Below are 14,568 nucleotides of genomic sequence, written 5' to 3'. Positions count from 1 at the left end.
CTTGACTGCAATCGGAGTTCAGATGGACCGCGACCAACTCATCGACCTGACCCGGCGTGCCGTGAAGTTGGCGCGCGACAAGACAACCGACCTCGCGCCGCGCGAGCACAGGGTCGACGCGCGTGACTACACCAGTCTCGAACGCCACCACGTCGACCGCGCCATGCTGCTGGCCAGCCCGCAATTGGTCGGCTACGTGTCCGAACTCCCCACCCCCGGCGCGTATTGCACCAAGACGGTGATGGGTCGGTCCATCCTGTTGACCCGAACCGCCGACGGATCGGTGAAGGCGTTCAACAACGTCTGCCTGCATCGGCAGTCGCAGGTGGTCACCGGATGCGGCACCGCCAAGCGGTTCACCTGCCCCTACCACGCATGGACCTACGACAACACCGGGCGGTTGGTCGGGGTGCCGGGGCGCGAGGGGTTCCCGGACGTGACCCTGCGCTCCGACGGCCTGGCCGAACTGCCGGCGACCGAATTCGCCGGATTCCTGTGGGTCTCACTGGATCCCGGTACGACCATGGACGTGGCCGCGCACCTGGGGCCGCTCGCCGAGGAACTCGATTCCTGGGGTATCGGCCGCTGGTCGCCGTTGGGCGAAAAGGTGCTCGACTCGCCGATCAACTGGAAACTCGCGATCGACACGTTCGCCGAGAACTACCATTTCGCCACCGTCCATCAACAGACCTTCGCCACCATCGCGCGCAGCAACTGCACGGTGTTCGACTCCTATGGCCCGCATCACCGGCTGGTCTTCCCGCTCAACACGATTCTGGAGCTCGACGACGTGCCCGAGGACCAGTGGAATCCGTTCCACAACATGGTCGTGATCTATGCGCTGTTCCCCAACATCGTGCTCTCGGTGACGATCGCCAACGGTGAGCTCTTCCGTGTCTACCCCGGCGATCAGCCCGGCAGGTCGATCACCGTCCACCAGAACGCAACACCGCAGGACCTGTCCGACGAATCGGCCGCGGCCGGCGCTCAAGCGGTCTTCGACTACGCGCACGCGACCGTGCGCGACGAGGACTACCGGTTGGTCGCGGGGCTCCAGGCCAATCTCGAGTCGGGGGCCCGCGACCACCTGCTGTTCGGCCGCAACGAACCGGGATTGCAGCACCGCCACCTCACGTGGGCCGAGGCGCTGGCGGAGTCAGCTACCTGAATCGTCCGCCGACAAGACCGCGACCAGGTCATCCAATAGTGTTGCCAGCACGCCCGTTTGGGCGGGGCGGACCACGGCCAGCAGTTCAACCGCCTCACGCCGACGGCCAGCGGCGATCAACGGCACCAGCTGATCCACAGTCGTCTGCAGGTCGGGATCGGACGGTTCTGTATTGGTGACGGTGGTGGTCAGCACCTCGACCAATTCCCAATCCCGATACAGCGCAAGTGATCGTTCGTTGAAGGCGAACGCGGTCACGGGTTGCCCCCCAAGCGTCCCGCGATAGCGGTACGGCCCTTCCATGTATTCGATCGGCAGACCATGCGCGGGCGCCGGCACAACCGGCTCGCCGACGACGTCGAGACCCAGTGTGGGACAGGTAATCCGGTGGCGATCAGGCATGTATCGGGCCGGGGCGAGCGGGCGCACCAGGGGCCGCACCCCCTCTGGCCACCGGACATAGCTGCGTACCGTGACCTCGACGTCTTCGGCGCATTGCGGCGCCATGGCGGGGTCGGGATAGCTTGCGGTGACGCCGGTAAACGGCTGCAGGACATTGTCGTTCGTGCGATCGAACTGGCGCCAGATGCTCAAGTCGACGCCGTTGTCGAAGTTGATGGTGCGCCATTCGTGAGACCTGGCCCGCGGGTCCCCCGCGCTTCCGCCGCCGCCGGCATACTTCGGGAACCACTGCCGATCGACATGCCCGCTGCTGCCCGAAACCTGGTGAACCTCGTGTCCCCAGCGCAGGGTGCCGGTCATCGCCATACCGGTCTGGAAATAGGAATAGGTGTCGTTTTGGCCGAAGCAGACGATCTTGCCATTGTACGTCGACGCACCCACCGGAGTCGGTGCGCGCGTGGGGGTTACGGCCAGATCAAGCCGCATGGGCCGGCCGGAATGGTCCTCCCCCACCAGGCTGACGCGGTAGGTGTAGGGCAGTAAACCGCCGTCGCCGTTGCGGCAGGTGGCCCATGACGCGGTGCCGGCACCGCTGGCATAGCTGATGTCGAGATGGCCCGTCGCCAGCTCCAGCTTGCGCGACGCTCCCGGTTCGAGGTTGGCCGGCGGCATGTCGTAATCCGTGTAGGTGCCGTAGTCGCCGGTATCGAGGTCGAAAAGTGCCATCGTGTAGAAGTCGGCGACGATCGTCCCGCCGGGCCGGTTCTTGTTGAAGATGGTCAGGAAGGCAAATGACCGGTCGGTCTCGGCGGCTTCGAGCTGGCCGGCGATGAACCAGGTGTCCGACTCCTGGTCGGGGTGTTCGCCCTCGGCGGCGGGAAACTCGAGTTGGCCGTCGCCGGGCACCAACTGGAATGGGTAACTGCGCCAGTCGCTCTTCATATCACGCCCGCCTCGACATCGTCGCTGATGATGCGCTCGCGGCTTCCCGCCTCGCTCTTTCTTCGCTATGTTAGCGTCAATAGCGAATTACGGTCACGGTCTTGACTGCACCCACCACTGCCTCGAGGAGGCGCCCCGATGACAAAAAATTCCGACCATCGTTGTTATGACGAAGTGTTCATCGGAGGACAGTGGCGCAAGCCCGCCAATCCCGAACGGCTCGACGTGATCTCGCCGCACTCCGAAGAGCCGGTCGGCCACGTCCAGGCGGCCGGCCCCGAGGACGTCGAGGCCGCTGTCGTCGCCGCGCGGCGCGCCTTCGATCACGGACCGTGGCCACGGATGAGTCATGCCGATCGGATGGCCAAAGTCGAACAGCTCGCCGCGATCTACGCCGGTCACAGCGACGAGATGGCCGACCTGATCACCGACGAGATGGGATCGCCGCGCAGTTTCAGCCGGATGGGCCAGGGGGCGGCCGCCGCCTCCCTGATTCACCTCTCCCTGGCGGCCGCCCGCGACTTTCCCTGGGCCGAGCGCCGCCAGGGGGTGCTGGGCGAAGTGCACCTGCACCGGGCCCCGGTCGGGGTGGTGGGGGCGATCGTGCCCTGGAACGTGCCGCAATTTCTGATCATGCCCAAGCTGATCCCGGCCCTGATCGCCGGCTGCACGGTGATCGTCAAGCCGGCACCCGAAACGCCTTTGGACGCTTTGTGGTTGGCCGAGATGATCGAGCAGCTGGATCTCCCCGAAGGTGTCGTCTCCGTGCTGCCCGGAGGTACCGACGTCGGCGAGGCGCTGGTGCGCCACCCGGGCGTGGACAAGATCGCGTTCACCGGCTCCAGCGCCGTCGGACGCCGGATCGCCGCCCTGTGCGGGGAGCAGTTGAAACGCGTGAGCCTGGAGCTGGGCGGCAAGTCGGCGGCGATCATTCTCGACGACGCCGACATCGACAAGACGGTGGCCGGCTTGAAGAGCGCCGGCCTGATGAACAACGGTCAGGCCTGCGTCGCCCAGACCCGCATTCTGGTCAGCGACCGGAAGCACGACGAGGTCGTCGACGCGCTGGCCGGCATGATGTCAGCGCTCAATGTCGGCGACCCGGCCCACGAGGCCACGGACATCGGACCGCTTGTGGCCCAACGCCAGCAGCGCCGCGTCCAGGACTACATCAAGTCCGGCCGCAGCGAAGGCGCCCGCGTCGTGCTCGGCGGCGAACACGCCCCGTCCGAGCGCGGCTGGTACGTGCAGCCGACGCTGTTCGCCGACGCCACCAACGACATGCGCATCGCCCGCGAGGAGATTTTCGGGCCGGTGTTGACGGTGCTGCGCTACCGCGACGAGGACGACGCGGTCCGCATCGCCAACGAGACCGACTACGGTCTGGCCGGTTCGGTGTGGACATCCGACGTCGCGCACGGCCTCGAGGTCGCGGCGGCCGTGCGCACGGGGACGTACGGCATCAACATGTACACCCTCGACATCGGCGCCCCGTTCGGCGGGTTCAAGCAATCCGGCATCGGGCGCGAGTTCGGCCCCGAGGGCCTGCACGAGTATGTCGAGCTGCAGACGCTGATCTGCAAAGGCCAGCTGCCGCCGCTATGAGCTAATCGGCCTCCATCGAGGATCGCGGCCCAGCCCTGCGAGAAGCCTTGTCTGCGCGTCGCTTTCGTCGGGCACGACAAGCGGTGCTTTGAACATCACCCCGAAACTCAGCCTCTGACGATCCGCGGGTAAGCCGGCGCAAAACAGTTCGCACCACTCGGGGTCCAAGCTGTCGTCGGCCCCCACCGCACGTGCGAGGTCCCAGGCATGCACCAACACATCACGGGTCAGATTCGGCATCAACGTGTACGCATCAAGCTGAGCCGCGACGCCCGGGGTAAGGGCCTCCGTCAGCGCGTGATACGTCAATCGCCATCGCTCGCGGGGATCTTCGCGCGGCCGGTCGGGCTTGAGTCCCAAGGGACGCAACAGGAGTACGTCATGGAATCCGATGACGTGCTCGAGCACGCCGCGTGCATCCCAGGCATCGCACGGGGACGGACGGTCCCATTTGCCGGTCGCCGCGGCGACCGCCTCACCGAACCGCCGGCACACCGCCAGGTGCAGTTCGGCTTCGTCATCCATCGCCGTGGTGCGGGCCTTCGGGCATCTGCAAGGTCAGCTCCACCGGGCAGCACAGGGCGCCATGCTGATTGGTCACCTGGATTTCGATGTCGACCAGACAGCGCGGCGGTTCCACCGACGTGTCCCGCCGTTTGGCCACCGCCCGTCCCCGGCCGGTAATCGTGTCGCCGGCGTACACCGACCCCGTCAGCCGCATGGAACGACGCACGACGCGGCTACGCGGTCCCGCCCACTCGGCCGCGACCCGGTCGGCGAAACCGGCGAGGTGCATCGTGTTGACATAGATCGTCGGATTGCCTTGAGCGTGAGCATAATCCGGGTCGAAGTGGCCGGGGAAGTAGTCCCAGGTCGCTCCGGTGTTCTCCACCACGCGCTGGTAGCTGATGTGGTCAACCACTTCGGGCAGCTCGACCGGAACCGTGATCCGGTTCCAGTCCAGGCCCTCGCCGGTCACGAGGGCGGCCCGGGGGTAAAGCGGAACAGGGTGTTGCGGGAGGTGGCGACCGTGGTGCCGTCCTGGCGGCGATAGGTCTCCAGCGTCTCGACGAAATGACCGACGCCCAGCCTGGTCCGCTTTTCCGGCGACACCGATACCAGCTCGTCGACGACGGTGAGCACGTCGCCTTCGACGATGGGGTGGGGGAACTCAACCTCGTTGGCCGCGTTGATGAATGTGGTGCCCGGCAGCGGCACCCGCAGGGCGATCAACGAACCGGGCCGCCTGCCGCCGGGCTGCCACGGCGGCGCGATCAACCAGCCCATCAGCAATGCGGGCGGCGCGAGCAGACCTCCCCATTGCCGACGAGCGAACTCGGAATCCCAATAGGAGCGATTCCCGTCGCGGACCATCGCGGCGAACAACTGGATACGCGCGGCACTGACCGCCGTCGCCGCGGTGCGCGGTTCGCTCTTCGCGCCGACCATCCGCAGCGCATCTTCATAGGTTCCGAAGGCCAGCCGCTGACTGAAATCCTGATCCACGTATCGATGCCGCTCACATCACGAGCGGATGCCGACTCGGGACGGAATCCCACTGCAACGTGCGGGAGGTGAAATACCAGCCACCCCGTTCGTAGACCAGTGTGTCGCGGAAGATCCCGGTCGCCCGCAGCGTGGTGTCCTCGAACATTGCGGCGAAAAGCACAGCGACACAACACTGCTCCGCGTTGACCCCGTCGACGCTGATCTCGTGGTCGACCGTGACCAACCGTTGTCCGTCGCCGCCGTCGAATGCGGCACGCAGATCGGTGAACACCTCGCCGCCACGGGCATAGCTGGCGCCGGAATGGCGGAAGGTGCCGATCCAACGCTCGCGGTCGCCCTCCGAATAGGCTCGATTGTGCCGGGCGTTCAGATTCAGGATGGCAGCGCGGCCCGTGACGGCATGAAGCCACTGCTGTTCCTGATAGGTCATGCTCATAGTGCTTCGCAGCCTCCCTCAAAGCGGCGGGCAACGTTACCGGCCAACGATATACCCCTCTTTCTCACGATCCCAGGTGTCCGGATGCACGCCGCGGCGGCGCAAGAGGTCCTTACGGATGCGCCCAATGCCGTTCTTCGGCAGTTCATCAACCGCCTCGACGTATCGCGGCACGCAGAAGTACGGCATCCGGGCCGCGCAGAAGTCGAGCAACTCCGCGCACTCCAGCGTGGCCCCGGGACGCAACGTCACGACCACCAAGATGTCGTCTTCGCCCAAGTCGCTGGGGACACCGACGGCCGCGGCTTCGGCCACGCCGGGGTGGCGCATGACGACGGTCTCCACTTCGACCGAGGAGACGTTTTCGCCGCGCCGGCGCAACGAGTCTTTGACGCGGTCGACGTAGGTCAGGTTCTGATCGGCGTCGAGCCGGCCCAGATCGCCGGTGTGGAACCACTCCGGATGTGGGTCTATCCGCAGGCCCTGGCTCACATAGCCTTCGCTCATCACGTGCGCCCGCTTGGGCCGGCAGACGATCTCCCCGACGGCGCCGGGCGGCAGCGGTTTGCCGCGTTGATCGACGATGCGCACGTCGAAATCGGGATTCGGCCGGCCCGAGGTCCCGGGTAGCCCCTCGTCGGTGACGGCCTTGAGGGCGATCGGGAATGCCTCGGTCAATCCGTACATCGTGACGATGCGGCAGCCGTAGCGCTTTTCGATGTCGCGGGAGGAAGCCGCGTCGATGGGCGCCGCGGAGATGAACCGCAGCGGTAGCTGCGCGTCACGCGGATCCGCCGGCAGGTTCTGCAGCATCGACACCATCGCGCCGGCGCCGGCGAAACCGATGGCGCCGCAGGCTCGTATCTCATCCCACACCTGGCCGGGGTGAAAGGCGTTCGCCAACACGGTGGTTCCACCGACCAGCATCGGTGCCAGCACGCTGGGCGCCGCACTCAGATGGAACAGCGGCATCGCCGTCCACAGCACCTCGCCCGGGCCGAACTGCCACGCCGATGCGGCGGTTGCGGCCACCGAGAACAGGTAATGCCATGTGGTGGCAACGGCTTTCGAGGGACCGGTCGTGCCCGAGGTGTAGAAGAGCACCCCCACGTCTGCCGCCCCCGCGGGGCTGTCGCTTACCGGGTGACGGGGAGTGCTGTGCAACGCCTCGGTGAGCGAATCGTCGAACACCACAACGTCGGTCATCGTGTCCAGCCGGGTGGCGATCTCGTCGACGCGGGGCCGGCGCTCGACGTCGGTGAGGATCACCTTGGCCCGCGACAACCGAAGCGTGTGCAGCAGAAAATCGCCCTTGTTCGCGGCATTGACGGCCGCGCTGACCGCGCCGATGCGCGCCGCGCCCAGCCAGAAGTAAACCCATTCCGGGCAGGTGGCGGTGAACAATGCCACGCAATCGCCGCGGCCGACGCCCAAGCCGGACAGTATGTTTGCCGCCGCGCGGGACCGTCGCCGCATCTGCTCGAAGGTCACGTCCACACCGGCGATCGACATCATCACCCGGTCGGGATGCTGCTCGGCGCGCCGATCCAGCACGGCCGGCACGGTGAAACTGTCGACACCGAAATCGGCGGGACCGGGCATCAGGCTTTCGCGGCCGCCGGGTCGGGCTCGCCGTCGGCGGTGTAGCCGAAATCGGCCGGCGACGGTTGCGTTCCCGGGTAGAAGCGGTGCGCCCAGCGGCGAAGGGCCGCGTAATCGTGCGCCTCTTCGGGAGCCAGATTCGGCTTCTCCAGATATTTCATGTTCTCCCAGGTGAAGAAGTCCTGCTTGATGACTTCTTGCTGCAGGGCGAGGAACCGGGCGGCACGTCCGGTGGGCACGTCACCGGTGTCGCCCGGTTCACGCACGGAGGCCTGGGTGTAGAAGTAGTCCGTGTAGTCCTCGTCGACCGGCGTCTGGCCGGTGACCTGGACGGTGGCCACCAGCTCGCTGGGGAATCGCACCACGCCGAGCCCCAGCGAATAGTTGTCGTAAATGATCTTCGCGTCGACCGGCCCGTTCGGCGTCAGCCACGTCTGCGCCCGTCCCCCGCCGAAATGGGCGTTGACCGTGGCGTGCAGGTGGTAGCCGGCCACCTCGAACGACGCGGTGGTGGCCGGATTGGCGGCCTTGTGCACGTACTGCACGTGGTATGGGTCGGCGGCGTTCTCGATGATCATCTGCGGGTGCACCTTGACCCGGTTGAGCATCTGGGTGTGCGGGTGCAGGGGGTAATACTCGTTGGTCTCCAGCTCGGGCAGCACCGGCGGCTGCCAGTAGGGCGCCCGCCCGTGCCGCTCGTGCCAGGCTAGGACGAAGCCGTACCACTCCATGCTCGGATAGGTCCGGATGCGGACGTTGTTCTTGCAGCCGATCTTGCTGTAGGGAATCAGCGCGTTGCTGCCGTCACCTCGCCATTGCCAACCGTGCCACGGACAGACGATGTTCTCGCCCTCCACGGTGCCGCCGACGCCGAGGTTGGCGCCGAGGTGCTGGCAGTAGGCGTCCATCACGTGGACCTGTCCCGACGCGGTGCGGAACAGCACCAGCTCCTCGCCGAAGTAGTGCGCGCGCTTGACCTGACCGGGAGCCAGGTCGGATCCGAACGCGACGATGAACCAGCCGGTCGGGAAGCGATAGGTCGACAAGGCGATGCCGGCCTGCCCGAACTCGCGCTCCGAGGGGTCCTCGGCCGACTCGGGGGCCGAGTCCGAAACTGTATGCGTCACGAGCACTCCAAGTTCGACGACTAGCTCTATTTTTACTATCTTAAGCATAGAACGTCAACGCGGCGCTCACCGCATCATGGTGCGTGTCAGGGCAGAACGGGGTTCGATGATGACGGCTGCAGCGGTCGATCTGTCCGATCTGTCCTTGTGGTGCAACGGCTTTCCCGACGACCTGTTCGCCGAGCTGCGACGCAGCAGGCCGCTGTTCCGGCACGACCTGACTCCGGGTGTCGCCGCGCTGTTTCCCGGCGGCGTGCCGCGCGAATTCTGGGTGGCCACCAAGCATCGGCATGTGATCCGCCTGCACCGCGACGTCGAGTCGTTCACGGCCATTGACGGTCCGCTCATCCAGCCGGTCGCCATGTTCGCGTCGTTCCCGACGATCATCACGTTGGACCCACCGGACCTGAATAAGCGCCGAAAACTGATCTTCAACGCCTTCAACCCGCGTGCGATCGCCAAGCTGGAGAACGGCATCCGGACGCGTGCGGCGCGGATGATCGACGGCCTGCTCGCACAGGGCGGTGGGGACTGGATCGATGACGTCGCCGACGCGTTGCCGATGTCGGTCATCGGCGACATCATCGGCATCCCGGCGGAGGACCGGCCGCGAATATTCGACATCTTCGACCGCATCTTGAAGGCGCTTGCGCCCGAGGCGGGCCCGAGCGGTCAGGTGGAACTCGAGCTCTTTGGCTCGGTCTTCGAATACGCGACGGAGCTCACCGCCGAAAAGCGCCGCAATCCCACCGACGACATCTGGAGCACGCTCGCGACCGCGGTGATCACCGGTGACGACGGCGAGCGATTCAGCTTGCCCGCCAACGAACTCGAGTTCTTCTTCTTTGTGCTGGCCTTTGCCGGCAGCGACACCACGAAGAACGCGCTGGCCATCGGGCTGCAGGCGTTTGTGCGAAATCCGGAGCAGATCGAGCGGTATCGCGCGCAGGAAGCGCTGCGGGCCGGCGCGGTCGAGGAAGTGTTGCGCTGGGCGTCGCCGGTGGCGTACTGGACGCGCACCGCGAAGGTCGATGTCGAGATGGACGGCCAGCACATCGCCAAGGGCGAACGCGTGGTGTCGATGCTGCGCTCGGCCAACCGCGACGAGGAAGTCTTTGAATCGCCGTTCGCCTTCGACATCGGCCGCCAGCCCAACCCGCAGGTGGCGTTCGGGGGTGGCGGACCACATCACTGCCTGGGCGCCATGCTGGCCCGCGCGGAACTGCGCGCAGTCTTCGACGAACTGCTGCTTCGTTGCGATGACATCGAAATCGGCCCGGCCAAGGTGGCCCATCCCAACCTGACCACCAACATGTCGATCTACGACGCGATGGCGATATCGCTACGCGAGCGGCGGTGAGTCAGCCAATGGGGGCCGAGCCTTCCCAGGCACGCGATATCCAGGGGGCACACCACGACGGCGAGCCCGCCACCGCTGGATCAGTCCTCGACTAGCCGCAGCGCGGCCTTCGGGCACTGATCCACCGCCGCGCGCACGTCGATCTCCAGGCGCGCCGGCACCGGACCGTCCGCGATCTGCACCACGTCGGCGTCCCCCAACTCGAATACTTCCGGCGCCAGCGATTCGCAGAAGCCGTTGGCCTCACACAAGTTCTCGTCGACCGTCACGCGCATCAGATGCCCTCCACTTCTCTAAAGACCCTTGGGTCGGGTCCCGATCACCCCGCTGGTCGCAAGGCGTGTCAGTTCGTCGTCGGTCAGCCCGCACCGTTCGCGCAGGATTTCTTCATTGTGCTCGCCCAGCTTCGGCGGCGGCCGCCGCAGCCATTGGTCCTGGCCATCCAGCAGGGCGAACGGCGGACAGGGGTACAGACCGAGCCCGGTGCTGCCATGATGCAGCGCTTCGAAAAACCCGCGGTCGCGCAGCTGCGGATTGTCGGTGACCAGCGACGGCGACACCACCGGCGCGGCAGGAATTCGCGCGCCCGCCAAGAGTTCCACCGTCGATTCCAGTGGCTGGCGGACGAACCACTCCGCCAGCCGCGCATCGATGTCGTCGGCTCGTTTTTCGCGGCCGGCGATCGTGGACAAAGCCGCATCGCCGGACCAGGCGGGGCGGCCCATCAGGTCGACCAGCGCGCGCCATTGCGCATCGTCGCGAACGGTCACCGCGATCCAGTTGTCGTTGTGGTCGCCGGCGGCGGCGCAGCGGTAGATGTTCTGGATCGCCGCCCCGTGACCGCGGTTGCCCCGCCGGCTCAGCGTGACGCCGAAGACCTCGGACTCGATCGTCTGGATCGCTGTGGCGTTGAGCACCGTTTCCAGCATCGGCAGTTCGATGAGCTGGCCCGACCCGGTGCGTTCGGCGAAGCTCAGCGCGCCCAGCACGGCGAACGCGGCGTGCACACCGGCCAGCGGGTCGCAGGCCCCGCGTGGTGTCACCGGCGGGGTCTCGGGCAGGCCGGTCACCCAGGCCAGGCCCGCGATCTGCTCCATGGTGGGGGCGAAGCCGACCCGATCCCGCCACGGGCCCTCGACGCCGAACGCGGGCATCCGGGCGAACACGAGTTTGGGGTTGACCTCGAGCAGGACGTCGGCGGTGAGGCCGAAGTGCTCCATCACCCGCGGCGAAAAGTTTTCGATCACGACGTCGGCGCCGGCAACCAGTTCGGTGAGCAGGCCGCGCCCCTGCTCGGAGCCCAAATCCAGTGTGACCGAACGCTTGTTGGTGTTCATTGCGTGGAACACCCAGCCGTACTCCCACCAATCGTCCACGTCGTTGCGCATTCCGCCCGAGTAGCGGATTCCGTCGGGGCGCTGGATCGATTCGATCTTGACGACGTCGGCGCCGAACGCGGCCATCAGGTGGGTTGCGGCGGGCCCGGCCCAGAACGCGGTCAGGTCGATGATGCGGACACCGGCCAGTGGTAGCCCGTCCAGCGCCGGCTCGACTTCGGATTCGTCACGGCGCCAAAGGGACTCGTCATCGGCCTCGCCGAGGTCCGGCGTCTCTCGCACGGGGGCCGGCGCGCAGGCCGACATCAGCCACGGTGGGCGCGGTTGGTGAAAACCGGCGGGGTTGTGAGTGAAGGCCTGCCGCTGGCGCACGTATTCCAGATCCCGGATGGTGGAGCCGTTGCCCAGCGCGGCGATCGGCAGCCGGAACAGTTGCCCGAGCTCGACGATTTCCGCGACGGTCCGTTCGGCCAGCCAGGGACGGATCTGTTCGCGGATCAGGTCGCGGTATTGCCACCGGCCGATTTGGAACCGCAGCTGTTCGATCTCCTCCAGCTGCGGGCATTCGACCATCGCGGCGAAGTCGAGCCACTGCTGGCCGGTGACCATGGTGATCCCGACGTAGCCGTCCTTGGCGGGTTCGATCGACGGCACTTCGGTGGTGCGGCGGATCGGGGGAACGCGTAGCAGCTGCGAATGCAGCCACTCGCTGCTCTGCATCGTGGTCAGCGCTTCCAGCATGGACAGGTCCAGGTGCTCGCCGGGCCCGCCGCGCTCGACGCGCCGGCGCACGGCCAACGCACCGAACGCCGCGAAGACGCCGCCCATGTACTCACCGAGGTCGCCACCGATGGATATCGGGGGCCCGTCGGGATCGCCGCGAAAGCCCGGTGAGCCCGCCCACGCTTGCAAGGTGAACTCGCTGGCGGCGCGGTCCGCATAGGGTCCGCTCCAGCCGAAATCGGAGATCGTGACGATCACGGCCCGAGGCGAGTGTTCCAGCAGTTGCTGGGGGTCGATGCCCAGCGCCGCGGCCCGCGCCCGGCCGGCGGTGACGACAACGACGTCGGCCGCGGTCAACGTGGCGCGAAATCGCGCCGAATCATTCGCGCCGGGCACGAACGTCATGCTGCGCTTGCCGGCGTTGAGGTAACTGAAAAACGGCGCGGGGCGGTCTTCGGCAACCGGTGATCTGCTGGCGGAATACCGCCGCAGCCAATCCCCTTGCGGCGGTTCGATTTTGCAGACCTGCGCGCCGGCGTCGAGCAGCAGCTTGCCGCAGTAGCTGCCCGCTATCCGGTCACTGATCTCGACGACACGCAAATCCTGTAGCGGTGTCGGCCGGCTGTCGGACCGCTCGCTCAATTGCACCCGCCCTTCCGATCGACGCGCGATCAGAGAAGCTATTTATATCATTACTGCTAAAATAGCTAAGCCAGCGAGTTGCTCTTGTTTTGAGGATCGGATGACCGCCTTGGGAATTGGCCCCGACGCCCGGCGCCGGTTGTCGGCGCCGCGGATCGCCGAAATCGTAGCCGATGAGTTGCGCCGTCAGATCATCGACGGCGATCTCGCCGATGGCGATCTCCTACCGCGCCAAGAGGTACTCGTCGAACAATTCAACGTGAGTTTGGTGTCGCTACGCGAAGCCTTGCGGATTCTGGAAACCGAGGGGCTGGTTTCGGTGCGTCGGGGCAACCGCGGCGGCGCCGTCGTTCATGCCCCGGCCAAGACCAGCGCCGCCTACATGCTCGGCCTGTTGCTGCAGAGCGAGTCCGTTGAGGTGGCCGATCTCGGCATGGCGTTGCAGGAACTCGAGCCCGCGTGCGCCGCGCTGGCCGCCCGCCGCCCGGACCGGGCCGAGACCCTGGTGCCCGAACTCACGCGGATCAACGAGTCGATGGCCGAACACCTCGAAGACGGCCGCCGGTTCACCGAAATAGGCCGTGAATTCCACGATCTCGTTGTTCGCGGCTGCGGTAACCACACGATCATCGCGGTCGTGGGCAGCTTGGAGACGCTGTGGACCAGTCACGAGCGGCAGTGGGCCGACGAGAGTGCATCGCGTGGCACCTACCCCTCGCTGACTCAGCGCCGCGCGGTGCTCAACACGCATGTCAAGCTGACCGAGACCATCGCGGAGGGCAACGTCGACCGGGCCCGGCGTATCGCCGGGCGCCATCTCGCCGACACGCAGACCTACGTCCTGTCCGGTCAGCACGATCAGCGCATCTATGCGCTTTCCCCCCAGGCCTTGTCGCGGTCGCGGGATATTCGGCACTCCTGAAGGGCGGCCTGCAACGGTCATGCGAACCGCATTGGTCACCGGCGGTAGCGGCGGGATCGGAAAAGGGTGCGCCCGCAAGCTGGTCGAGCGCGGCTACGACGTGGTGCTCACGGCGCGCCGCGAAGACCCGTTGCGCGCGGCCGCCGCGGAGATCGGTGCGCGCCACGTGGTGGCCGACGCCTCCGACCCGATCGGATTCCCCGCCGCGATAAGCGGATTGGAGGAAATCGACCTCGTGGTGCACGCGGCGGGGGCGCTCGGCGGAACCTACGCGCGCAAGCAGACATTCGAGCAGTGGCAGGCCATCATGTCGGCCAACCTGGATTCGTGCTTCGTGGTGACATCTGCGGTACTGCCCAAAATGAAGGCGGGCTCGCGGCTGGTGTTCATCTCGTCCTCGGCGGCGCACGAGCCCATGCCCGCCCGCACGGCGTACTCCGCCTCCAAAGCCGGCATGAACGCGTTCGCGCGGGCCCTGGCGCTCGAAGTCGATCGCGACGGCATCAGCGTGCATGTGGTCACGCCGGGCCCGGTGGCCACCGAGATGCTGCAGGACGTTCCGTTCGAGATGTACGCGATCGCGGTATCCGACGTCGCCGAGGCGGTCGTGTGGCTGGATACCGTTGACCCGTCGGTCGATTTGCCGGAGATCCGCTTGTCCGCGGTGGAGCGCGGCCCCTTCGCGCGACCGCCGGTCGTGCCCACCGAGGCGCGGCGCCGCGCGCAACGGGTCTTCGCGGCGCGCCGTGAGCACCACGTCGTAGCCGCGCTCGACCAGCTTGCGGGCGCACCC

At 66.6% G+C, this 14,568-nt stretch carries 13 protein-coding genes and 1 pseudogene; 5 read left to right on the top strand and 9 right to left on the bottom strand.

From position 1 onward, the window contains the following. The first annotated feature begins 22 nt into the window (after positions 1–22). Positions 23–1,168 carry an aromatic ring-hydroxylating dioxygenase subunit alpha gene (locus tag A5775_RS12235; RefSeq protein ID WP_067252352.1) on the top strand — a complete coding sequence of 382 codons (1,146 nt, stop codon included), beginning with the start codon at positions 23–25 and terminating at the stop codon, positions 1,166–1,168. Here the strand turns inward: A5775_RS12235 and A5775_RS12230 are convergent. After that, positions 1,157–2,512, bottom strand: coding sequence for a lipocalin-like domain-containing protein (locus tag A5775_RS12230; RefSeq protein ID WP_067252349.1), 1,356 nt, complete (start codon positions 2,510–2,512; stop codon positions 1,157–1,159). The two genes, A5775_RS12235 and A5775_RS12230, sit on opposite strands and share 12 nt — an antisense overlap. A 138-nt stretch (positions 2,513–2,650) precedes the next feature. Here A5775_RS12230 and A5775_RS12225 point away from each other — a divergent pair, with 138 nt between their 5' ends. Further along, complete coding sequence (locus A5775_RS12225; protein WP_067252347.1) at positions 2,651–4,117, top strand: aldehyde dehydrogenase; 1,467 nt, start codon at positions 2,651–2,653, stop codon at positions 4,115–4,117. On the opposite strand, the gene A5775_RS12220 is transcribed toward A5775_RS12225, so the two are convergent. Genes A5775_RS12220 through A5775_RS12195 form a run of 6 tightly spaced genes read right to left on the bottom strand, consistent with a single transcriptional unit; the run spans position 4,112 to position 8,791 of the window. After that, positions 4,112–4,642: a maleylpyruvate isomerase family mycothiol-dependent enzyme gene (locus tag A5775_RS12220; protein WP_067252344.1), complete on the bottom strand. Its 531-nt coding sequence runs from the start codon at positions 4,640–4,642 to the stop codon at positions 4,112–4,114. The two genes, A5775_RS12225 and A5775_RS12220, sit on opposite strands and share 6 nt — an antisense overlap. Further along, entirely contained in the window at positions 4,635–5,096 is a 462-nt protein-coding gene (locus A5775_RS12215) for a MaoC/PaaZ C-terminal domain-containing protein (protein ID WP_067252341.1), read from the bottom strand. Before A5775_RS12215 ends, A5775_RS12220 begins: the two co-directional genes overlap by 8 nt. Continuing rightward, entirely contained in the window at positions 5,093–5,623 is a 531-nt protein-coding gene (locus A5775_RS12210; protein WP_067252338.1) for a MaoC family dehydratase N-terminal domain-containing protein, read from the bottom strand. The genes A5775_RS12215 and A5775_RS12210 overlap by 4 nt, the downstream gene beginning before the upstream one ends. Before the next feature lie 13 nt (positions 5,624–5,636). After that, positions 5,637–6,062 carry a nuclear transport factor 2 family protein gene (locus A5775_RS12205; RefSeq protein ID WP_067252336.1) on the bottom strand — a complete coding sequence of 142 codons (426 nt, stop codon included), beginning with the start codon at positions 6,060–6,062 and terminating at the stop codon, positions 5,637–5,639. Between the two features lie 36 nt (positions 6,063–6,098). Continuing rightward, entirely contained in the window at positions 6,099–7,664 is a 1,566-nt protein-coding gene (locus A5775_RS12200) for an AMP-binding protein (protein ID WP_067252333.1), read from the bottom strand. Further along, complete coding sequence (locus A5775_RS12195) at positions 7,664–8,791, bottom strand: aromatic ring-hydroxylating dioxygenase subunit alpha (RefSeq protein ID WP_156660672.1); 1,128 nt, start codon at positions 8,789–8,791, stop codon at positions 7,664–7,666. Before A5775_RS12195 ends, A5775_RS12200 begins: the two co-directional genes overlap by 1 nt. Positions 8,792–8,900: 109 nt before the next feature. Here A5775_RS12195 and A5775_RS12190 point away from each other — a divergent pair, with 109 nt between their 5' ends. After that, positions 8,901–10,151, top strand: coding sequence for a cytochrome P450 (locus tag A5775_RS12190; protein ID WP_067252328.1), 1,251 nt, complete (start codon positions 8,901–8,903; stop codon positions 10,149–10,151). 80 nt (positions 10,152–10,231) lie between these two features. Here A5775_RS12190 and A5775_RS12185 read toward each other — a convergent pair whose 3' ends face one another. Continuing rightward, the gene (locus A5775_RS12185) at positions 10,232–10,426 is read right to left on the bottom strand and encodes a ferredoxin (protein ID WP_067252325.1); all 195 of its coding nucleotides are present in this window, start codon (positions 10,424–10,426) and stop codon (positions 10,232–10,234) included. A gap of 18 nt (positions 10,427–10,444) precedes the next feature. Next, positions 10,445–12,859 (bottom strand): CoA transferase, encoded by a 2,415-nt coding sequence (locus tag A5775_RS12180; protein ID WP_067252323.1) that lies wholly within the window; start codon positions 12,857–12,859, stop codon positions 10,445–10,447. A gap of 94 nt (positions 12,860–12,953) precedes the next feature. Between A5775_RS12180 and A5775_RS12175 the strand changes: the two genes are divergently transcribed. Both A5775_RS12175 and A5775_RS12170 read left to right on the top strand, forming a co-directional pair. Next, positions 12,954–13,775 carry a FadR/GntR family transcriptional regulator gene (locus A5775_RS12175; RefSeq protein ID WP_067252321.1) on the top strand — a complete coding sequence of 274 codons (822 nt, stop codon included), beginning with the start codon at positions 12,954–12,956 and terminating at the stop codon, positions 13,773–13,775. Between the two features lie 19 nt (positions 13,776–13,794). Continuing rightward, positions 13,795–14,505, top strand: a pseudogene (locus tag A5775_RS12170) (SDR family oxidoreductase); the annotation flags it as partial. Between the last annotated feature and the right edge of the window lie 63 nt (positions 14,506–14,568).

Origin of the sequence: Mycobacterium sp. 852002-10029_SCH5224772, assembly GCF_001667315.1 — a bacterium.
Lineage (GTDB): Bacteria > Actinomycetota > Actinomycetes > Mycobacteriales > Mycobacteriaceae > Mycobacterium.
The sequence above is the reverse complement of the archived record's forward strand: the minus strand, read 5'-3'. Positions and strand labels throughout refer to the sequence as shown.

What these genes read in the sequence shown, in the direction of transcription:
- A5775_RS12230 (WP_067252349.1), bottom strand. Translation starts at nt 2,512, where the DNA reads ATGAAGAGCGACTGGCGCAGTTACCCATTCCAGTTGGTGCCCGGCGAC.
- A5775_RS12235 (WP_067252352.1), top strand. Translation starts at nt 23, where the DNA reads ATGGACCGCGACCAACTCATCGACCTGACCCGGCGTGCCGTGAAGTTG.
- A5775_RS12200 (WP_067252333.1), bottom strand. Translation starts at nt 7,664, where the DNA reads ATGCCCGGTCCCGCCGATTTCGGTGTCGACAGTTTCACCGTGCCGGCC.
- A5775_RS12175 (WP_067252321.1), top strand. Translation starts at nt 12,954, where the DNA reads ATGACCGCCTTGGGAATTGGCCCCGACGCCCGGCGCCGGTTGTCGGCG.
- A5775_RS12220 (WP_067252344.1), bottom strand. Translation starts at nt 4,642, where the DNA reads ATGGATGACGAAGCCGAACTGCACCTGGCGGTGTGCCGGCGGTTCGGT.
- A5775_RS12205 (WP_067252336.1), bottom strand. Translation starts at nt 6,062, where the DNA reads ATGAGCATGACCTATCAGGAACAGCAGTGGCTTCATGCCGTCACGGGC.
- A5775_RS12185 (WP_067252325.1), bottom strand. Translation starts at nt 10,426, where the DNA reads ATGCGCGTGACGGTCGACGAGAACTTGTGTGAGGCCAACGGCTTCTGC.
- A5775_RS12190 (WP_067252328.1), top strand. Translation starts at nt 8,901, where the DNA reads ATGACGGCTGCAGCGGTCGATCTGTCCGATCTGTCCTTGTGGTGCAAC.
- A5775_RS12225 (WP_067252347.1), top strand. Translation starts at nt 2,651, where the DNA reads ATGACAAAAAATTCCGACCATCGTTGTTATGACGAAGTGTTCATCGGA.